Here is a 17,912-nt window from a genome sequence, read left to right on the forward strand (position 1 = left end):
CCGGGGAACCGGGGCTCAGGGGGCGGCGTCCGTCGCTGTACAAGATCTTTGGCGGGCGCGAAGGAATACGAGATGACCGGCACGGCCACCCGTTACCTGTATCTCGCCCGGCACGGCGAGGCACTCCCGGACGAGAGCGGACTGACGGAGCGCGGCCGACGGCAAGCCGCACTGCTCGGCCGGCGCCTCCGGGACGTCCCCTTCACCGCTGTTCACCACGGCCCTCTGCCACGGGCGGAACAGACCGCGCGCCTGATCGGCGAGCACCTGAAGGGTGTCCCGCTGCACGTCTCGGAAGCGGCCGGCGACTACGTGCCCCACCTGCCGGAGAGGGACGAGCTGCCGGCCGAGTCGGCGGACTTCTGTCTCCGCTTCCTCGAGGGAGCCACCGACGAGGAGCGCAAGCACGGACCCGCGCTGGCCCGCCGGGCCCTGGAGCTGTTCACCGGGGCGGTGGCAGCCGACGAGGACCGGCACGAACTCGTCGTCACCCATAACTTTCTGGTCGCCTGGCTCGTCCGGGACGCCATGCGGGCACCGAAGTGGCGTTGGCTCGGCCTCAACCACGCCAACGCGGCACTCACGGTCATCCGCTACGCGCCGGGCCGGCCCGCCGCCGTCCTCGTCTCGAACGACATGCGGCACCTGCCCACGGATCTGCGCTGGACCGGCTTCGCTCCTGAGCTGCGCGTCTGAACCGGGACCGGGCCCTTGCCCTCGGCATATGGGGCCGGACGCATCGGGCCAATCAACCCGGTCACACCGGCCCCTTCCGCCCCGGGCGGTGCCGACTGTGCGGACCGGCCGGCGATCCGGGTGAATTCCCCCGGTGATCCATAGCACCGCCACCGGTCCGCCGACCTGCGTTTTCCCTGATCGTTTCTGTTCCGGTAGACGCTCTTGGCCGTAAATCGCACCTTTCGATTCAGCACCCGTTGATCAGGCTCTGGGGCCTATCTAGCCTCTTCAGGAGTCTTCGCCGGGCCCAGACGCGCGTCGTCTTCGCCGAGCACGAAATCCCCAGCCGAGCATGGGAGATCAACGTGAGCAGCAATGGGCAGGAAAGCACCGTCGTCAATTCCCTGGAGCAAGGCGCACTGCGCCGTTTGGCGCATCACTACCACCGGTACGGCATCGTCACCGTCACCGATCTGATTCGGGAAGACGTCCGCAAAAGCGTGCGGGCGGAGGCGGACCGGCTGCTGGAGAAATACGCCGAGCGGCGCGATCTCCGCCTCCAGACCACCGGATACACCCGCCGCTCGATGTCCGTGGTGCAGAGCGAGACGATCGCGGGCAACAGCGAGCTGGTCACCTCGGTCTACGCGAATCCGGAACTGCTCGGCGCGCTGGAGCGCATAGCCGGGGAGAAACTGCACCCCTGCCCCAAGGCGGACGAGGAATTCCTCATCACCCGGCAGGAACGGAGCGGGGACACGCACGGCTGGCACTGGGGCGATTTCAGCTTCGCCCTCATCTGGGTGCTTCAGGCCCCGCCCATCGACATCGGCGGCATGCTCCAGTGCGTACCGCACACGGAGTGGGACAAGTCCGATCCGCGGATCCACCAGTATCTCGTCGACAATCCCATCCACACGTACCACTTCCAGTCGGGCGACGTGTATTTCCTGCGCACCGACACCACGCTCCACCGCACGGTGCCGCTGCGCGAGGACGCCACCCGCATCATCCTGAACATGACCTGGGCGGGCGAGCGGGACCTGCGGCGCGAGCTGCAGGGCGACGACCGCTGGTGGGAGGACGCCGACGTGCCGGCGGCCGCCGCCCTGGAGGACTGACCGGCCACCGTACCCGCGGCCCGGCAAGGGCCTGAAGCAGAGCTTTCCCCCGCTTTCCCCCGCGACGAGGGATCACCATGACCGATCTGAACACCCCGGAAACCAAGCCGCTGACGGACCACTTCGACAACGTGGAGCCCGGAATCCGCCGGCGGATCGCCGTACAGGACCCGGAGATCAAGGACTATCTGGACGGCGTGCTCGCGAAAATCGCCTCGCACCGCGGCGTGGAGCACCCGTACCTGAACGCCTACCGCACCACGGCGCTCACCCCCGAGCAGGAGCGCCTGATGTACAGCGAGTGCTACTACTTCTTCCGCTATCTCCCGTTCTACATCACGGGAATGGCGGTCAAGACGCGGGACGAGATGATCCTGCGGGAGATCATCCTGAACGTCGCCGACGAGGTCGGCGGCGAGGTCACGCACTCCACGCTCTTCGCCGACTTCCTCGCCCGGATCGGCATCGACAAGGAGCACCTCGACGCCTACGAGCCGCTGGAGGTCACCAAGCGGCTCAACGACGGCATCCGGGTGCTGTACACCGAGTCGCCGATCCACAAGGCCCTCGGCGCGCTGTACGCCGACGAGACCATGTCGTCCATCATGGTGTCGAAGATCAACGACGGGCTGCGCAACCAGGGCTACGACGACGACCTGCGCCACTTCTGGCAGCTGCACATCGACGTCGAGGTGGGGCACAGCAACTCCGTCTTCAACGCCATCGCGCCCTACGTCCACTCGCCCGCCACCCGCGCCGAGTTCGAGGCCGGCGCCTACGAGTTCCTCGGGCTGGTGGAGGACTACTGGGACGGCGTGCAGCGGCTCGTGGGCCTCGACGCATGAGCCAAGCGGTATCCGGCACCACCGGGTCGGCCGACGGCCTGCGGCACATCGCCGCCGGCCGGCCCGTCCCCGGCTCCGTGCACTCGGTGTCCGTCTCGATCCCCGACGTGGCGTCGGTCATCGGGTACGAGTCGAACGACGCGGCCACCCTGAGCCGCATCTCCTGGGGCTACCCGCGCTTCCGCCCCCACCCGTACGTGGTCCGGGTGGCGGAGCTGGCCGCCCGGGAAGACGCGGGCGGGGAGCGGGACGGGACGCTGCTGCTCACCCGCTCGGCGCGGGCCGCGCGGGCCGCCGCGGCGTACGCCGGCCTGCCGCCGGGCGCCGCGCGCGACGTCACCCTCGGCGGACACGGCCTGTCCGGGGTGCGGCTGCCCGCCGGGGGGCCGGGGGCCGCGCGGGCGCGGGCCCACGTCATGCACACCGGCGGCCATCTGTCCTCGCGGCAGGCGGAGGACGTGCTGTGGGACGCGGGCCTGATCGACGGCCGGCAGCCCGAGGAGACGGCGGACGACTCGCCCGCGCGGGCCGTCGCGGAGGTCCTCGCCGGGGCCTACGGCGTGCCCGGACCGCGGTACGTGGCGCTGCGCAACAGCGGCATGAACGCGGTGGCGGCGGCCGTCGAGGCGATCACGGAGATCCAGCGGGACAGCGGCCGGCGCCGCTGGCTCCAGCTCGGCTGGATCTTCTTCGACACCATGCACCTGTTCGAGAAGAAGGTCGTGGACGCCGAGCACACCACCGTGCCCGACCCCTTCGACCTGGCGGAGGTCGCCCGGGTGGCCGCCGCGCACGCGGGCGAACTGGCCGGCATCATCGCGGAGGTCCCGAGCAACCCGGGGATGGGCGTGCCCGACCTGCCGGCGCTGCGCGAGATCGCCGACCGGGCCGGCTGCGCGCTGGTCGTGGACGCCACGATCGCCACCCCGCACAACGTCGACGTGGTGCCGTACGCCGACGTGGTCTGCGAGAGCCTGACCAAGTACGCCACCGGGTCGGCGGACGTGCTGACGGGCGCGGTGGTGGTCGCCCCCGGTTCGCCGTTCGCGGCGGACCTGCTGAGAGTGCTGCCGCGGTACGGCGACGAGCCCTACCGCCGGGACACGGCCCGGGTGGCCGCCCGGATCCGCGGCTACGCGGACCGGATGGCGCGGGTGAACGCGAACGCCCTGGCCCTCGCCGAGTGCCTGGAGCGCCACCCGGACGTGGTCCGGGACATCGGCTGGGCGCTCGATGCCCGGTCCGCCGCCAACTACCGGAAGGTGGCGCGGGACTCCGGCGGGCCCGGCGGGCTGCTGATGGTGGATCTCAAGGTCCCCCTGGAGCTGGTCTACGACCGGCTCGCGGTGGCCAAGGGGCCCAGTTTCGGCGCGGAGTTCACCATGGCGTCCCCGCAGGTCTTCATCGCGCACTACGACCTGCTCACCACCCCGGCGGGGCGGGCCGCGCTGCGCGAGCGGGGGCTGCACCGGGACATGCTGCGGGTCTCCGTCGGCACCGAGCCGCCGGAGCTGATCGCGGAGACCTTCGAGCGGGCCCTGCGCCCCGACTGACCGGCGCCGGAGGGAGAGGGCGGGGCGGGTCCCCGGCTGCCCGGGGACCCGCCCCGCCGTCATGCCTCGGCGGGCCGCAGCAGCGCCGACCGGGCGGCCTCGGTGTAGCGCTCGGCCGCGTCGAACGTAGGTGCCAGCGCCGTCAGTTCCACGAAGCCGCAGGTCTTCAGCGCGCCCAGGACGTGCAGCGCGACGCCCTCGCCCCGGTCCCGGCGGTAGAGCAGGTCCTCGGCGCGCAGCCGCGCCACCGCGGTCCGCGGGTCGAGCCGGCCCAGCGCCTCGGGGTCGAGGATGCGTCCGTGCACGTAGCACATGGCCTGTCCGTCCGGCCGGCGCAGCCGTCCGTCGGCGCCGACGTCCCGGCCGACCAGGGCCTCGGCGTAGCGCAGCACATGGCTGGGGCCGACCTTGCGCAGATTGATCTCCACGGCGAGCGGCCCGCGGTCCCCGGCGATCACGAAGTCCACGCCGAAGCTGCCCCGGTGGCCGAGCGAGGCGAGCACCGCGCCCGTCCGGTCCACCGCGTCCACGAGGGCGGGCCGCCACCGCTCCTCCGCCGGGTACCGGCAGCCCCAGTACTGGCCCCCGGAGAGCACCTGGTCGTGGCAGGCGAGCACCTTCACCGTGCCATCGGCGGTGACGTACCCCTGGCCGCTGGGGGAGGAGGTGACCCCCTCCAGGAACTCCTCCACGATCACGCCCTCGCCGGCCAGTTCCCGGCGGAACTCGTCGGCGGACATCCGCAGGACCTCGGCGGAGCCGAGCAGGTCACCGGTCCGGGCGTACTTCTCGCAGTCGATCAGCACATTGCCGACCGAGGCCGCCCAAGTGCTCGCGCTGACCTTCACCAGCACGTGCCGGGGCCGGTCCGGGCCGCCGGCCAGCCGGCGGATCGCGGCGGCCACCTCGGCCTCGCCGCGCAGCGCCTCGGCCCCGCCGCCGGGCACCGGCACCCCGGCGCGCAGCAGGATCTCCTTGCTGCCCGCCTTGCTGCCCCAGCGGGCGGCCAGGGAGGCGTGCCCCTCGTCCAGGCCGGCCCCGATCCTGCGGGCCAGCTCGTCCAGCGCCTCGGACGCCATGAAGTGCACGATGTCGGCCCGCGCGGTCTTGCCGACGGCGTCCCGCAGCGTGGCCACGAGTCCGTCGTCGCCGAGGACCAGGTCGTCCAGGGGGCGGGGGCGGCGGGCGCCCGGGGTGAGCAGGGTCAGCCGGTCGCGCACGCTTTCGATCATTCGGTCGTCGAAACCGAAAACGTCCCGGAAATGATATTCGAGGGTGTAGGGGTCGACGGGTTCCGAGGTGACGACGACGGCCCTTTCGTCCGGGTCGCGAAGGCTCCACAGAAAACCCAGGCTCCGCTCGGCGGAGTAACGCAGATACGGCACCTCTTCCAGCATGCGATCGGCGTAGTTGAGCGCGTAGATCAGGATCTGTGTGTAACCGGAATCTGCCATACGGGGAGATTAGGGGTGGCGACCGGGAAATGGTAGTGGAATCGCCCGTTCCGGTGGTGGCTGGAATGCGCCCTGTCATCTCATAATCAATTTCACGCTTTTTCGCGACAGGTGGACGCATGCCGAAGGGCCGCACCCCCGTCGGCGTCCAACCCCGGGGATGCGGCCCTTCAGCCGTCACTGTGAGTCCTGCCGGTACGAGCCCGGCCGGCCCGCTCAGACCGCGATGGCGACCTCCGCGAGCCCGCCCTTCTGGGCGACGACCGTACGGTCCGCGGTCGCACCCGGCACCAGGGCGCGCACCGTCCACGTGCCCTCGGCCGCGTAGAAGCGGAACTGGCCGGTCGCGGAGGTGGGCACCTCCGCGGTGAACTCGCCGGTGGAGTCCAGCAGCCGGACGTAACCGGTCACCGGCTCGCCGTCGCGGGTCACCTGACCCTGGATCGTGGTCTCACCGGGCTTGATCGCCGAGGCGTCCGGGCCGCCGGCCTTCGCTCCGCACATGTCGTACTCCTGAGGGGTTGAGAGGGGGGCGGGCTTACTTGTTGGCGCCGAGCTCGATCGGCACGCCGACGAGGGAGCCGTACTCGGTCCAGGAGCCGTCGTAGTTCTTGACGTTCTCCACGCCCAGCAGCTCGTGCAGCACGAACCAGGTCAGGGCCGAGCGCTCACCGATGCGGCAGTAGGCGATCGTGTCCTTGGCGAGGTCGACGTTCTCCTCGGTGTAGAGGGCCTTCAGCTCCTCGTCCGACTTGAAGGTGCCGTCGTCGTTGGCGTTCTTCGACCACGGGATGTTCCTCGCGGTCGGCACGTGGCCGGGACGCTGCGACTGCTCCTGCGGCAGGTGGGCCGGGGCGAGCAGCTTGCCGGAGAACTCGTCGGGCGAGCGGACGTCGACCAGGTTCTGGGCGCCGATGGCCGCCACGACGTCGTCGCGGAAGGCACGGATCGAGGTGTCCTGCGGCTTGGCCTTGTACTCGGTCCGCGGGCGCTGCGGCACCTCGTCGCCGGCCACCAGCTCGCGCGCGTCCAGCTCCCACTTCTTGCGGCCGCCGTCGAGGAGCTTGACGCTCTCGTGGCCGTAGAGCTTGAAGTACCAGTAGGCGTACGACGCGAACCAGTTGTTGTTGCCGCCGTAGAGGACCACCGTGTGGTCGTTGGCGATGCCCTTCTCCGACAGGAGCTTCTCGAAGCCCTCCTGGTCGACGAAGTCACGGCGGACCGGGTCCTGGAGGTCCTTGGTCCAGTCGATGCGGATCGCGTTCTTGATGTGGTTCTTCTCGTAGGCGGACGTGTCCTCGTCCACTTCCACGATGGCGATGGTCGGGTCGTCCAGGTGCTCCTGGAGCCAGTCGGCGTCGACCAGGACGTCGCTGCGGCTCATGCTCTTTCTCCTCCGGGGCAGTCGCGGCGGGGCGTGCGGGGTGGAAAGGGGTGCGCTCGGTGCCCGAGCGGCACACGGATGCCCTGAGGCAGGGCGGATGAGGGACGCGGGAGCCGGGGGCTTCCGCTCAGAAGGGGCGACAGAGCATGGCGGCCACGCGGCACAGGTCCACTGCCCGCCGCTTGGTGAGATCCGCCTGTCCCCGCGGCTGGAGGACGCTCGTCGAATACCGCATGGGGCCGATCGTAGGGACGACCGGACGGGCCTGTCACCGGTGTGTCATATAGCGAGACGCGATCGTCCGAATGGCGGTACAAGAAGAGCGCCCGGCCGACCCCGGAAGGGCCGCCGGACGCTCGCGCACTCGGCTGTGGCTACGGTGCGGACGCACCCGTCTCGCCAGTCGGACGCCCGCTGTCCATCCCCGGATTCCGGGCGGGTGGGCGCTGGGGTGCCTACCCCGCCAGCCGGACGTCCGAACCCTTCACGCTGATCTCGACGCCCTCCGGCGCCGCCTGCACCTTGTCCAGCTTGATCCCGCCGGGCAGTTGGTCGATGGCCTGCTGGAAGTCGGTGATCGCGCGGATGCGGTCCTCGGCCATCGCGGCGCCGGCCAGGCTGGGCAGCGAGTCCGCGTGCACCTCGACCTTGCCGTCCACCACGCTCACCGAACTGAGCACGGACACCGTCTGCTTGATCCCGAGAGCGGGCGCGGTCAGCTCCACCGCCACCTTGATCTTCCCGTTGCCGCCGTCGGAGAGCCCGGTGACCCGGGCACTGGCCCCCGGGGCGACCTCGGTCGGCTCCGGCTTGGCGGTCTTCAGCAGCTCCGCGTAGGAGACCGTCCCGGTGCCGGTCGCGGTGGCCGCGGTGGCGGAGCTGTAGTCGCCGGAGAACTCCACGCCCTTCATATGGGCCTTCAGGTCCTCGACCCGGATCGTCCGGCCGGCGTCGCCGGTGGCCGCGTCGTACTCCTTGATCCCGACCTCGACGTCGTCCAGGGAACCCCCCGCGACCTGGGTCAGGAAGGGAAAGCCCTTGATGTCCACGTCCGGGGTCGTGGTCAGCTGCTCGTTGGCCTTCAGCTTGTCCGCGGCCTCGCCCTCGGCGAAGTGGACGGCGACCCGGTCCGCGATCACGAACAGCGCGCCCAGGATCACGACGACGATCAGCAGTATGCGCAGGCCTCGCATGGGGTTCCCCCGGGTCGGTGGTGGTGGCGGCGGTGACGGGCGACGGTTACGGATACGCCACGGTAACCCCGCCGGGCCCGGCCGCCGGGAAATTGTGGATCAGTTGTGACAGGGCCGGCCGGACCTACTCTGGAGCTATGTACGCCCGGCGACGGCACATCTACTTCGCCATGATGGGGACGTGTATCGGCCTCTTCGTCCTGGCCTGGGGAGTCATACGCATCTGGTCGGTGCCCGCGGCCGTGGGCCTGTGCGTCGTGGCCATGGTCATCCCGCCGGTCGCCGCGATGGTCGCCAACCGGCGGGGCCCGGAGGACCGCTGGTGGGACGACCCCTCGGGCGACCCGGAGTCGGACGAGTGGTGGGACGAACTGGACGGCAAGAAGCGCCCGCGCCCGTGAGCGGCCCCCCGGTGCCTCAGTAGACGAGCGCCTGCGTGTCGTCGCCCAGGGCCTCCTGCACGAACACCTGCGCGCCCGCGATCCGTACGCCCTCGATGACGTCCTTCTCGGTGATCTCCCGGCGCGCGGCGCACTGCGTGCACAGCGTGATCCGCCCGGCCGCCAGGATCGACTCGAGCAGGTCGGGCAGCGGCGCGGCGTGCGGCAGCTCGAACTCGGCCGCCCGCCCCGGCAGCGCGAACCACGACGACTCCCCGGTCAGCCACAGCGACACGTCGACCCCGCTGGCCACGGCCACGGCGGCGACCGTGAACGCCTGGGAGCACCGCTCGGGAGCGTCCGCACCGGCCGTCACCTTGATAACGAGCTTTTTCGCCATGCCCGAATCGTAATCCGCTTGCCCGCAACTGCCTGTGCATGCCATGAGTCTTGCTGTGACGGCGCGGCCACGGAAGCCGCGCTTCCTTGTATCCCTTGGGGGGAGTCCTTTGGACGTGTACGCGAGACCCGGTGCGGAGTCGGCGGGCACCGGTGCGGAGCCGGCGGACACCGGTGCCCCGGACGGTCCGGCCGGCCCGGACGGGTCCGGCTTAGAGCCGGTACGGCGACGGGGGCGGATGCCATCGCTCCTGCTCGGCGCCGCCGTGCTCGGCCTCATCTCCGGCCTCTGCGCCGGTTACCAGATCCAGGCCGGCCGGGAGCCCACCAAGCTGCCCCCGCTGTCCCAGCCGAGGCTGGAGCAGGCCGCGGGAAAGGCTTCCGCGCCCCTGCCCGTCGCGCGGGACCGCAAGGTCAGAACCGATGGTGACCTGCGCCGGCTGCTGCTGAAGAAACCGGACGGGGCGCGCGCGGCGGGGTTCGTGGGCGAGGACGGCTGGATGAGCCTGGCCCAGTTGGCGGAGACGTACAACAACCCGGCCGGGGGCTACGGTTGGCTGCTCGAAGCGGAGTTCCGCCGTGCCGCCGCCGTCGCCTGGATCGAGGGCGGCACCCGCTCCGTCGAGGTCCGGCTGTTGCAGTTCCGGCAGGAGGAGGTGCTCGGCGCCCGGGACGAGGCGGAGGACAGCTACGGCTGGGCCGGACGCGACAGCGACGCCGAGAGTTGGGCGATACCCGGCACGGGCGACGGCAAGGCGTACACGTACCGCATGCCCCGGACCCGCGACGGAGTGAAGGTGTACCAGGCACGGGCGCACGCGTGGCGCGGGGACGTCTCCGTGCAGGTCTGGATCAACGACACCAAGCCGGTCCCGAAGAAGGCGATCATGGACCTGGCGAAGCGGCAGATGGAGCGGCTGTGACGACGGAAAGCCCCGAGAACTCCGCTCCTGAACCGGCCGGGCCCGCCCCCGGGCGCCCTCGGCGCCGTATCGGCCCCATGCTGGGTGGTGCCGCGGTGGCGCTCGCCGTCGTCGCGGGGGTGAGCTGGACCGCGGTCGTCGTCCACGGCGCCGACCGCGACCCGGGCGCCGCGACCTGGCGGCTGCCCAAGGCGTCGGTGGGCAAGCCCGCCAAGGACACCGGGATGAGCACGCTGCTGCTGCCCTACGAAGAAGGGCGGTACGCGCCCGGCCCGGACATGAACGAATTCGGTTCCGACGCCGAACTGACCGGCGCCCAGGCGACCGCCCAGCGCAAGCGGTCGCTGGCCGGGCTGCCCCGGTCCCAGCGGCTGCTGCTGGAGCGCCGGCTGGACCGGGAACCGGTCAAGGGCATCGCGATGCGCAGCTACGCGAGCACCGCCGGGGCCTCCTCCGAGTCCGGCGAGGAGTTCACGGCGCAGGTTGTGCTGGTGCGGATGGCGGGCCGGCCGGCAGCGGACTCCGAAGCCGCTCTCCGGCGACGGCTCCTGGGATCCGTGGGGTCCCTGCGCGAGGGCCCGGCCGTGAAGGGGCACGAGGACGACGCCGCGTGTTTCCTGCCGCCGGCCGACCCGGATGAGGGGCTCGGCGCGATGGTGTGCTCCGGCTCGGTCGGAGACGTCCTGGTCCTCACCACCACGACCGCGGCCGGGCCGCTGGACCGGCAGGAGGCGGCGGACATGGTCGCCGCCCAGTTCGACCGCATCGAGGACCCGGGGAAGGCCGTATGACCGAGCAGACACAGCGACCGGCCCTGCGGCAGCCGGTCCCGCAGGACGCGGTCGCGTCCGAGGGCATGGTGTCCGAGGCGGTCGCGCCCGAGACGGTGCCCGGCCGGTCGCCGCTGCCCGCCGTTCCGCCGCCGCCCGCCGCCGTGCGGAAGGACCGCAGGGCGCTGCGGGCGGCGCTGCGGTGGACCGCCGTCGCGGCCGTGTTCTGCCTGGTCGGGGCCGGGACGGCGTACGGGATCAGCCGGATGGAGCGGACGGACCTGCCGGGCCTGGCCACCGCCTCCGACGGCCGATGGGACTACCCGGAGCTGGTCCGGCCGCCACTGCCGCCCGGCAGCCCCGGCCCCCTCGAAGCCGGCAACCACGCCGGCACGCACTACACCGACCTGCGCGCGCTGGTGCTGCCCGCGCCCCGCGGGGCGACGGTGGAACCGGGAGCGCGCGGCACGGACGGGTGGGTGCCGGTGAAGGACTTCCTCGCCGACTACGCGGACGTGGAGAAGCGCCGGGAGCTGGCCCAGAAGCTCACCGACCACGGTCTGCGGCACATCGCGGGCCGCGGCTGGACCACCCCGGACGGCACCCGCACCACGATCCGGCTGCTGCGGTTCGGCACCGCCGCCGTCTCCGAGACCCTGCTGGCCGGAGATCTCGCCAACACCGGGGCGCCCGCCTACCCGGTGCGCGGTGCCGAGTACTACGCACTGGACGAGACGTTTCCGCCGGGAGCCCACATGAAGGGCGTGACCCTCTTCCCGTACACGGAGACCGAACCGTACGGCGCCGAGCAGGTGCGGCAGGCGTACTTCTCGGCAGGGGACACCATCGCGGTGATCACCCAGACCCGGAAGGGCGGGGTGGACGCCGTTCCGTTCCGGCAGACGGTGACCTTGCAGACGGAGCTGCTCAGCTGAGCGGACCTCCTCAGGAGGGCCGGGGCCCGGCCGCGTAAGCTGGGCTCCGGCTCTGTCGTATGCCCACCCTCGCTCAAGGAGCACCCGTGGAGATCTTCTTCGAAACCCTGCTGGTCCTGGTCTGCGTCGGCGTGCTCGCCTTCGCCGGTCTGACCGTGAAGAAGCTGTACCAGGGCCAGCGCTGACCCCCCTCTAGGAAAGCCTCCGCTCATGATCGAGATCCCGTCCGACCTGCACAAGGACCTTGTCCCGCTCGCCTTCCTGCTCGGCAACTGGGCCGGCGCGGGCGTGCACGACTTCCCCGGCTCGGAGAAGTGCAACTTCGGTCAGGAGGTCAGCTTCACCCACGACGGCCGGGACTTCCTGGAGTACCGCTCCCACACCTGGGTGCTGGACAAGGACGGCAACAAGGTCCGCCCGCTGGAGTCGGAGACCGGCTTCTGGCGGATCGACGCTGACCGCAAGGTCGAGGTCACGATGACCCGCGACGACGGTGTCATCGAGATCTGGTACGGCGAGATGGCCGACAAGAAGCCGCAGATCGACCTGGTGACGGACGCCGTCGCCCGCACCCCCGCCTCGGCTCCGTACAGCGGCGGCAAGCGGCTGTACGGCTATGTGAAGAGCGACCTGATGTGGGTGGGCGAGAAGCAGACCCCCGAGGTTCCGCTGCGCCCCTACATGTCGGCCCAGCTCAAGAAGGTCGTCACCCCCGAGGACGTCGAACGCTGGGCCAAGGCCCTCCCGGACGACATGCCGGACGACGGCATCGCTTTCTTCAAGTAGTCCTAGACTCGTCGGTGTGGTGAGCACCGACTGGAAGAGTGATCTCAGGCAGCGCGGCTACCGGCTGACGCCGCAGCGGCAGCTTGTCCTCGAAGCCGTCGACACCCTTGAGCACGCGACCCCCGACGACATCCTCGTGGAAGTGAGGAAGACGGCGTCGGGGGTCAACATTTCCACCGTCTACCGGACGCTGGAGCTGCTGGAGGAGCTGGGCCTGGTCAGCCATGCCCATCTGGGGCACGGCGCGCCCACCTACCACCTCGCCGACCGGCACCACCACCTGCACCTGGTGTGCCGGGACTGCGAGGACGTGATCGAGGCGGACGTGGAGGTGGCCGCCGAGTTCACGGCCAAGCTGCGGCAGCAGTTCGGGTTCGACACCGACATGAAGCACTTCGCGATCTTCGGCCGGTGCCGGGACTGCTCCCTGAAGGGTTCAAGTACCACGTCGTAGGCTTGCGTCATGAAGAGCCCCCTGCTGTCCCTGCCCGGCGCAGTCCCCGCCGAGGGTGTGGACGAAGGTGTCGCCGCCCACTACGGCGACCTGTTCCGCGAGCAGCGCGCCCTCGCCGACGGCACCGGTTTCGTCGACCTGTCGCATCGCGGTGTCGTCACCGTCAGCGGTGACGACCGGCTGAGCTGGCTGCATCTGCTGCTCACCCAGCACGTCAGCGAACTGCCCGCGGGCGAGGCCACCGAGGCCCTGATCCTCTCCGCGCACGGGCACATCGAACACGCGCTGTATCTGGTGGACGACGGTACGACCGTCTGGGCGCACGTCGAACCCGGCACCCAGGACGCGCTGATCGCGTACCTGGAGTCGATGAAGTTCTTCTACCGGGTCGAGGTCGCCGACCGCACCGCCGACATCGCCGTGGTCCACCTGCCCGCCGGCTCCATCGCCGAGGTGCCGGACGGGGTCGTCGTACGCGAGACGGCGTACGGCCGTGATCTGTTCCTGCCCCGTGCGGAGCTGGAGTCCTTCGCCGCGTCGCACGGCCCCGCCGCGGGGCTGCTCGCCTACGAGGCGCTGCGGGTCGAGCAGCACCGGCCCCGGCTCGGCTTCGAGACCGACCACCGGACCATTCCGCACGAGCTGGGCTGGATCGGTACGGCCGTGCACCTCCAGAAGGGCTGCTACCGCGGGCAGGAGACGGTCGCCCGCGTGCAGAACCTGGGCAAGCCGCCGCGCCGGCTGGTCTTCCTGCACCTGGACGGCAGCGAGGTGCACCTGCCGGTGCCGGGAACCGAGATCCGGGTCGCCGACGAGGGGCCCGAGGGCCGCAAGGTCGGGTTCGTGACGACGTCCGTACGCCATCACGAGCTGGGGCCGGTGGCGCTGGCGCTGGTGAAGCGGAACGTACCGGTCGACGCCAGGCTCCTGGCCGGAGAGACGGCGGCTGCCCAGGAGGTCGTGGTCGAGCCGTAGCCGGGTGCGGCGCCGTTGTGGTTGCTCGCGCCCACGCGGCGGAGCCGCATATCGGACACAGCCCCGCGCCCCTTCGGGGCGCTTCACATCTCCAGCAGCACCGTGAACGGCCCGTCGTTCGTCAGGTTCACCCTCATCTGCGCGCCGAAGCGGCCCGTCGCCACCGTCGCGCCCAAGGCGCGCAGTTGGGCCACGACCTCGTCGACCAGGGGCTCGGCGATGTCGCCGGGGGCCGCCGCGTTCCAGGTGGGGCGGCGGCCCTTGCGGGCGTCGCCGTAGAGGGTGAACTGGCTGATCACCAGCAGCGGCGCCCCGGTGTCGCTGCACGACCGCTCGTCCTGGAGCATCCGGATCGTCCACAGCTTGCGCGCGAGCTGGGCCGCCTTCTCCTTGGTGTCCTCGTGGGTCACCCCCACCAGGACGCACAGCCCCTCGCCCTCGATCGCGCCGACCGTCTCGCCGTCCACGACGACGCTCGCGCCGTCCACCCTCTGTACCACCGCACGCATGCCGCCCATCATGCCCGGTGTCCCGCCGCCGCCCGCACGGGGACCAATATGGATCCGTTACCCCCCATCTGGGGCCGTTCGGGGGCTCTCGGTCACATAGCGGTCGGTTGGGGTGGCACGATGCTTCCCACACGCCGGTCGAGGGGACGGTCACGCAGATGAGCACACCGAGCACGAGCGGGCGGCTGGGGACCGAGGGGACGCACCGGTCGCCCGCGCAGCGCACCGAAGACCCCCTGGAGCCCGGGTCCGGCGAGCCCGGCCTGGCCCGGCTGAGCCTGCCCGAGCTGCGCGCCCTGCGCCGGGACGCCCAGCGGGACGAGGCGGACCTCAGCTATGTGCGGCGGCTGCTCCAGGGCCGTATCGACATCCTGCGCGCCGAGCTGGGGCGGCGCGGCCGGGTGTCCGTGCCGGCGCCGGCCGACGGCTCCGTGGTCGACCGTCTCGCGGAGATCCTGAAGGACGCCCCGGCCCGGCAGCGGTCCTCGGCCCGCCATGTCACGCTCGGCACCCCGCACAACGAGGAGTACGGGCGGCTGGCCGCGGAGATGCTCGCCGAGGTGGAGCTGTCGGACCTGACGGCGCGCACCGACCCGGAGCTGACCGCCGCCATGGGCCGTCTGGTCCGCTACGAGCAGGAGGTGTCCCGCTGCCGCCAGCGGCTCCAGCGCACCGCCGACGACTGCAGCGGGGAGATCGCGCGCCGGTACCGGGAGGGCGAGGCCCAAGTGGACGACCTGCTGGCCTGAGCGCGGCCGGGGCCGGTCTGCGTAGGCTCCCCACCATGGGTGAGATGGGTCTGCGCGAGCGCAAGAAACAGCGGATGTACCAGGACGTGTCGGACATCGCGGTACGGCTGTTCCTGGAGCGGGGCTTCGACGCGGTGTCGGTGGCGGAGGTCGCCGCCGCGGCCGGGATCTCCAAGCCGACCCTCTTCCGGTACTTCCCGGCCAAGGAGGACCTGGTCCTGCACCGGATCGCGGACCACGAGACGGAGGCGGCCCGGGTGGTGGCCGGGGCGGCCGATCCGGTGGCCGCGCTGGGCCGGCACTTCGTGGCCGGACTCGAGCGGCGCGACCCGGTGACCGGTCTGAACGACCACCCCGAAGTGCTCGCCTTCCACCGGCTGCTCTACGGCACCCCCTCCCTGGTGGCGCGGGCCTACGCCCATCAGGAGCGGTCGGAGGCGGCGCTCGCCGAGGCGCTCGGCGGCGATCTGGAGGCGCGGCTGGCCGCCGGGCAGATCATCGCCGTCCAGCGGGTCCTCGCCCTGGAGAACTGGCGGCGGATCGCGGCGGGCGAGCCGGTCGGCGTCGTCGCGCCGGATGCCGTGCGGGCGGCCGAGCGGGCGTTCGGGCGGCTGGCCGAGGCGTTGCCGGAGCTGCGGTCCGACCGCTGAGACTCGGTAAGAAATTTAACTCGGTAACGTTTTGTCGTACGCTGGCGGCATGACGTCGACCGACCCCGCCCTCACGGAAGCCCTGCACACCGAGCGCGCCTACCACGACACCTGCCGCGCCGCCCTCGCCGCGATGGTCGACGGCGCCGCCGAACAGGTCGTCACGGGCGAGGACGTCTCCGCCTCCGGAGCCGACGCCGAAGTCCTCGGTTACCGGCTGCGCAGCCAGGCCAAGGCCCTGCGCGAACTGCCGCCCGGCCCGCTGTTCTTCGGCCGGCTCGACTTCGCCGACGGCCACCCCGAGCACGGCGGGCAGAGCTACCACGTGGGCCGGCTGCGCATCACCGAGGACCCGGCCGCCCCGCCGCTCGTCGTCGACTGGCGGGCCCCCGTCTCCCGCGCCTTCTACCAGGCCGACGCCACCGACCCGCAGGGCGTCGAGGTGCGCCGCCGCTTCGGCTGGGCCCCGGGCAGCCGGGGCGAGGCCACCGACCTCACCGCGCTGGAGGACGAGCACCTGGGCCGGGGCGAGGCACGGACCAGCGACATCGTCGCCCGCGAGATCGAGCGGCCCCGCGTCGGACCCATGCGGGACATCGCCGCCACCATCCAGCCCGAGCAGGACGACCTGGTCCGCGCCGCCCTCACCGACTCGGTGTGCGTGCAGGGCGCGCCCGGCACCGGCAAGACGGCCGTCGGCCTGCACCGGGCCGCGTACCTGCTCTACACCCACCCCAAGCGGCTCCAGCGCTCCGGCCTGCTGATCCTCGGCCCCAACCCGACCTTCCTGCGGTACATCGCCGAGGTGCTGCCCTCGCTCGGCGAGACCGCCCGGCGCGGCACGGCCGACAAGGGCTACCGCCAGAGCACCCTGCTGGACGAGCTGGCCCGCCACCCGGTCACCGGCACCGACCCGCTGCCCACGGCCGCCGTCAAACACGACCCGCGCATGGCCGAGGTGCTGCGCCGGGCGCTGTACGCACGGGTCACCACCGACCGCGTCACCGACCTCGCCGTGCCGGACGGCTCCTACCGCTGGCGGGTGTCCGCCGGGGAACTGGCCGGCATCGTGGCCGGGGTCCGCGCCGAGGAACCCCCGTACGCCGTCGGGCGGGAACGGGTGCGCACCCGGGTCGTACGACGGCTGCGCGAGCAGGCCGAACGGCGCTCCGGGGTGCTGCCCGCCGCCTGGGTCCGCCGGGTCGAACGGTGCCGGCCGCTGACCGCGCGGCTCGACGCGGTGTGGCCGAAGGTCCGCCCCGAGGAGGTGCTCGCCGAACTCCTCACCGACGCCGACGCGTTGGCGCGCGCCGCCGACGGCCTGCTGGACCCCGGGGAGCAGGCGGCGCTGCTGTGGCCGCGCCCGCCCCGCTCGTACAGGTCCGCCCGCTGGTCCGCCGCCGACCTGGTCCTGCTGGACGAGCTGGCCGGGCTGATCGAACACCCCGAGGGCTACGGTCACATCGTCGTGGACGAGGCGCAGGACCTCTCCCCGATGGAGTGCCGGGCCATCGCCCGCCGGGCCGCCTTCGGCTCGCTCACCGTCCTCGGCGACCTCGCCCAGGGCACCACCCCGTGGGCCGCCCGGGACTGGTCCGTACAACTGCGTCACCTGGGCCGGCCGGACGCGGCCGTGGTGCCGCTGACCACCGGGTTCCGGGTGCCGGCCGCCGTGCTGGACCTGGCCAACCGGCTGCTCGCCCGCCTCGGTGTCGCCGTCCCCCCGGCCACCTCGCTGCGCGCCGACGGCGAGCTGACCCTGCGGCCCGCCGAGGACGTGCTCGCCGCCACCGTGACCGCCGTCCGCGAGGCCCTCGCCCGGGAGGGCTCGGTCGGCGTGATCACGGCGGACGCCGACGCCGGCCGGGTACGGGCGGCCCTGACCGGGGCCGGCCTGGCCGCGGCCGGCCCCGAGGCGCTCGGCGCCCGGCTGGCCGTCGTCCCGGCGAGCCTGGTCAAGGGCCTGGAGTACGACCACGTCGTCGCCGTGGAACCGGCCGCCGTGGCGGAGGCGGAGGAGCGGGGCGCGCACCGGCTGTACGTGGTGCTGACCCGGGCGGTGTCCCGCCTGGACGTGGTGCACGCCCGCCCGCTGCCGTTCTGAGACCCCGGACGGGCTCAGCGGCCGGCGTACGCCGTTCCGGGACCCGGACG

General features: G+C 72.0%; 21 protein-coding genes. 14 read left to right on the top strand and 7 right to left on the bottom strand.

Going from position 1 to position 17,912, the window contains the following annotated elements; genetic code table 11:
* Positions 1-72: 72 nt before the first annotated feature.
* The 4 genes from IE251_RS05640 to besB all read left to right on the top strand — a co-directional run bounded on the left by IE251_RS05640 (position 73) and on the right by besB (position 4,197).
* Entirely contained in the window at positions 73-696 is a 624-nt protein-coding gene (locus IE251_RS05640) for a histidine phosphatase family protein (protein WP_189751794.1), read from the top strand.
* Positions 697-1,043: 347 nt separating this feature from the next.
* Complete coding sequence (besD, locus tag IE251_RS05645; protein ID WP_189751795.1) at positions 1,044-1,799, top strand: L-lysine 4-chlorinase BesD; 756 nt, start codon at positions 1,044-1,046, stop codon at positions 1,797-1,799.
* Between the two features lie 77 nt (positions 1,800-1,876).
* Entirely contained in the window at positions 1,877-2,644 is a 768-nt protein-coding gene (gene besC, locus IE251_RS05650; RefSeq protein WP_189751796.1) for a 4-chloro-allylglycine synthase BesC, read from the top strand.
* Entirely contained in the window at positions 2,641-4,197 is a 1,557-nt protein-coding gene (gene besB, locus IE251_RS05655; protein ID WP_189751797.1) for an L-2-amino-4-chloropent-4-enoate dechlorinase/desaturase BesB, read from the top strand. The genes besC and besB overlap by 4 nt, the downstream gene beginning before the upstream one ends.
* A gap of 59 nt (positions 4,198-4,256) precedes the next feature.
* Here the strand turns inward: besB and besA are convergent, their stop codons facing one another.
* The 5 genes from besA to IE251_RS05675 form a co-directional block, all read right to left on the bottom strand.
* On the bottom strand, positions 4,257-5,651 hold the full coding sequence (gene besA / locus IE251_RS05660; protein ID WP_189751798.1) for an L-propargylglycine--L-glutamate ligase BesA: 1,395 nt from the start codon (positions 5,649-5,651) through the stop codon (positions 4,257-4,259).
* 216 nt (positions 5,652-5,867) lie between these two features.
* Complete coding sequence (locus IE251_RS05665; protein WP_030792004.1) at positions 5,868-6,155, bottom strand: DUF1416 domain-containing protein; 288 nt, start codon at positions 6,153-6,155, stop codon at positions 5,868-5,870.
* A gap of 34 nt (positions 6,156-6,189) precedes the next feature.
* Positions 6,190-7,035 (bottom strand): sulfurtransferase, encoded by an 846-nt coding sequence (locus tag IE251_RS05670; RefSeq protein ID WP_189751799.1) that lies wholly within the window; start codon positions 7,033-7,035, stop codon positions 6,190-6,192.
* Positions 7,036-7,162: 127 nt separating this feature from the next.
* Positions 7,163-7,270: an Ms5788A family Cys-rich leader peptide gene (locus tag IE251_RS42050; protein ID WP_348273507.1), complete on the bottom strand. Its 108-nt coding sequence runs from the start codon at positions 7,268-7,270 to the stop codon at positions 7,163-7,165.
* A 220-nt stretch (positions 7,271-7,490) separates the two neighbouring features.
* Positions 7,491-8,228: an LmeA family phospholipid-binding protein gene (locus tag IE251_RS05675; RefSeq protein WP_189751800.1), complete on the bottom strand. Its 738-nt coding sequence runs from the start codon at positions 8,226-8,228 to the stop codon at positions 7,491-7,493.
* 137 nt (positions 8,229-8,365) lie between these two features.
* Here IE251_RS05675 and IE251_RS05680 point away from each other — a divergent pair, with 137 nt between their 5' ends.
* Positions 8,366-8,629: a DUF3099 domain-containing protein gene (locus IE251_RS05680; RefSeq protein WP_189751801.1), complete on the top strand. Its 264-nt coding sequence runs from the start codon at positions 8,366-8,368 to the stop codon at positions 8,627-8,629.
* A gap of 16 nt (positions 8,630-8,645) precedes the next feature.
* Here the strand turns inward: IE251_RS05680 and IE251_RS05685 are convergent, their stop codons facing one another.
* Positions 8,646-9,008, bottom strand: a complete 363-nt coding sequence (locus tag IE251_RS05685) for a DsrE family protein (protein ID WP_030792016.1) — start codon at positions 9,006-9,008, stop codon at positions 8,646-8,648.
* Between the two features lie 238 nt (positions 9,009-9,246).
* Between IE251_RS05685 and IE251_RS05690 the strand changes: the two genes are divergently transcribed.
* From IE251_RS05690 to ygfZ, 6 genes are all read left to right on the top strand, one after another.
* Positions 9,247-9,930 carry a hypothetical protein gene (locus IE251_RS05690; protein ID WP_189751802.1) on the top strand — a complete coding sequence of 228 codons (684 nt, stop codon included), beginning with the start codon at positions 9,247-9,249 and terminating at the stop codon, positions 9,928-9,930.
* Between the two features lie 77 nt (positions 9,931-10,007).
* Positions 10,008-10,721: a hypothetical protein gene (locus IE251_RS05695; RefSeq protein ID WP_189751803.1), complete on the top strand. Its 714-nt coding sequence runs from the start codon at positions 10,008-10,010 to the stop codon at positions 10,719-10,721.
* Complete coding sequence (locus tag IE251_RS05700; protein ID WP_229896625.1) at positions 10,718-11,635, top strand: hypothetical protein; 918 nt, start codon at positions 10,718-10,720, stop codon at positions 11,633-11,635. Before IE251_RS05695 ends, IE251_RS05700 begins: the two co-directional genes overlap by 4 nt.
* A gap of 210 nt (positions 11,636-11,845) precedes the next feature.
* The gene (locus tag IE251_RS05705; protein ID WP_181794626.1) at positions 11,846-12,421 is read left to right on the top strand and encodes a heme-binding beta-barrel domain-containing protein; all 576 of its coding nucleotides are present in this window, start codon (positions 11,846-11,848) and stop codon (positions 12,419-12,421) included.
* A 16-nt stretch (positions 12,422-12,437) separates the two neighbouring features.
* Positions 12,438-12,875: a Fur family transcriptional regulator gene (locus IE251_RS05710; protein WP_030792035.1), complete on the top strand. Its 438-nt coding sequence runs from the start codon at positions 12,438-12,440 to the stop codon at positions 12,873-12,875.
* 9 nt (positions 12,876-12,884) lie between these two features.
* The gene (gene ygfZ / locus IE251_RS05715) at positions 12,885-13,850 is read left to right on the top strand and encodes a CAF17-like 4Fe-4S cluster assembly/insertion protein YgfZ (protein ID WP_189751804.1); all 966 of its coding nucleotides are present in this window, start codon (positions 12,885-12,887) and stop codon (positions 13,848-13,850) included.
* Positions 13,851-13,933: 83 nt separating this feature from the next.
* On the opposite strand, the gene dtd is transcribed toward ygfZ, so the two are convergent.
* Entirely contained in the window at positions 13,934-14,359 is a 426-nt protein-coding gene (dtd, locus tag IE251_RS05720; protein WP_189751805.1) for a D-aminoacyl-tRNA deacylase, read from the bottom strand.
* Between the two features lie 158 nt (positions 14,360-14,517).
* On the opposite strand from dtd, the gene IE251_RS05725 reads away from it, so the two are divergent.
* Genes IE251_RS05725 through IE251_RS05735 form a run of 3 tightly spaced genes read left to right on the top strand, consistent with a single transcriptional unit; the run spans position 14,518 to position 17,862 of the window.
* Positions 14,518-15,108 (top strand): RsiG family protein, encoded by a 591-nt coding sequence (locus tag IE251_RS05725; RefSeq protein ID WP_189751806.1) that lies wholly within the window; start codon positions 14,518-14,520, stop codon positions 15,106-15,108.
* 35 nt (positions 15,109-15,143) lie between these two features.
* Positions 15,144-15,758: a TetR family transcriptional regulator gene (locus tag IE251_RS05730; protein WP_189751807.1), complete on the top strand. Its 615-nt coding sequence runs from the start codon at positions 15,144-15,146 to the stop codon at positions 15,756-15,758.
* Positions 15,759-15,807: 49 nt separating this feature from the next.
* Positions 15,808-17,862 (top strand): HelD family protein, encoded by a 2,055-nt coding sequence (locus IE251_RS05735; protein ID WP_189751808.1) that lies wholly within the window; start codon positions 15,808-15,810, stop codon positions 17,860-17,862.
* Positions 17,863-17,912: the final 50 nt, after the last annotated feature.

The sequence above is a fragment of the Streptomyces eurythermus genome (assembly GCF_014649115.1).
In the GTDB taxonomy this organism is placed as follows: domain Bacteria; phylum Actinomycetota; class Actinomycetes; order Streptomycetales; family Streptomycetaceae; genus Streptomyces; species Streptomyces eurythermus.

Coding starts and splice junctions, on each gene's coding strand:
- IE251_RS05640 (WP_189751794.1), top strand. CDS start 73: ATGACCGGCACGGCCACCCGTTACCTGTATCTCGCCCGGCACGGCGAG.
- besC (WP_189751796.1), top strand. CDS start 1,877: ATGACCGATCTGAACACCCCGGAAACCAAGCCGCTGACGGACCACTTC.
- besB (WP_189751797.1), top strand. CDS start 2,641: ATGAGCCAAGCGGTATCCGGCACCACCGGGTCGGCCGACGGCCTGCGG.
- besA (WP_189751798.1), bottom strand. CDS start 5,651: ATGGCAGATTCCGGTTACACACAGATCCTGATCTACGCGCTCAACTAC.
- IE251_RS05665 (WP_030792004.1), bottom strand. CDS start 6,155: ATGTGCGGAGCGAAGGCCGGCGGCCCGGACGCCTCGGCGATCAAGCCC.
- IE251_RS05670 (WP_189751799.1), bottom strand. CDS start 7,035: ATGAGCCGCAGCGACGTCCTGGTCGACGCCGACTGGCTCCAGGAGCAC.
- IE251_RS42050 (WP_348273507.1), bottom strand. CDS start 7,270: ATGCGGTATTCGACGAGCGTCCTCCAGCCGCGGGGACAGGCGGATCTC.
- IE251_RS05675 (WP_189751800.1), bottom strand. CDS start 8,228: ATGCGAGGCCTGCGCATACTGCTGATCGTCGTCGTGATCCTGGGCGCG.
- IE251_RS05680 (WP_189751801.1), top strand. CDS start 8,366: ATGTACGCCCGGCGACGGCACATCTACTTCGCCATGATGGGGACGTGT.
- IE251_RS05685 (WP_030792016.1), bottom strand. CDS start 9,008: ATGGCGAAAAAGCTCGTTATCAAGGTGACGGCCGGTGCGGACGCTCCC.
- IE251_RS05690 (WP_189751802.1), top strand. CDS start 9,247: ATGCCATCGCTCCTGCTCGGCGCCGCCGTGCTCGGCCTCATCTCCGGC.
- IE251_RS05695 (WP_189751803.1), top strand. CDS start 10,008: ATGCTGGGTGGTGCCGCGGTGGCGCTCGCCGTCGTCGCGGGGGTGAGC.
- IE251_RS05700 (WP_229896625.1), top strand. CDS start 10,718: ATGACCGAGCAGACACAGCGACCGGCCCTGCGGCAGCCGGTCCCGCAG.
- IE251_RS05705 (WP_181794626.1), top strand. CDS start 11,846: ATGATCGAGATCCCGTCCGACCTGCACAAGGACCTTGTCCCGCTCGCC.
- ygfZ (WP_189751804.1), top strand. CDS start 12,885: ATGAAGAGCCCCCTGCTGTCCCTGCCCGGCGCAGTCCCCGCCGAGGGT.
- dtd (WP_189751805.1), bottom strand. CDS start 14,359: ATGCGTGCGGTGGTACAGAGGGTGGACGGCGCGAGCGTCGTCGTGGAC.
- IE251_RS05725 (WP_189751806.1), top strand. CDS start 14,518: ATGAGCACACCGAGCACGAGCGGGCGGCTGGGGACCGAGGGGACGCAC.
- IE251_RS05730 (WP_189751807.1), top strand. CDS start 15,144: ATGGGTGAGATGGGTCTGCGCGAGCGCAAGAAACAGCGGATGTACCAG.
- IE251_RS05735 (WP_189751808.1), top strand. CDS start 15,808: ATGACGTCGACCGACCCCGCCCTCACGGAAGCCCTGCACACCGAGCGC.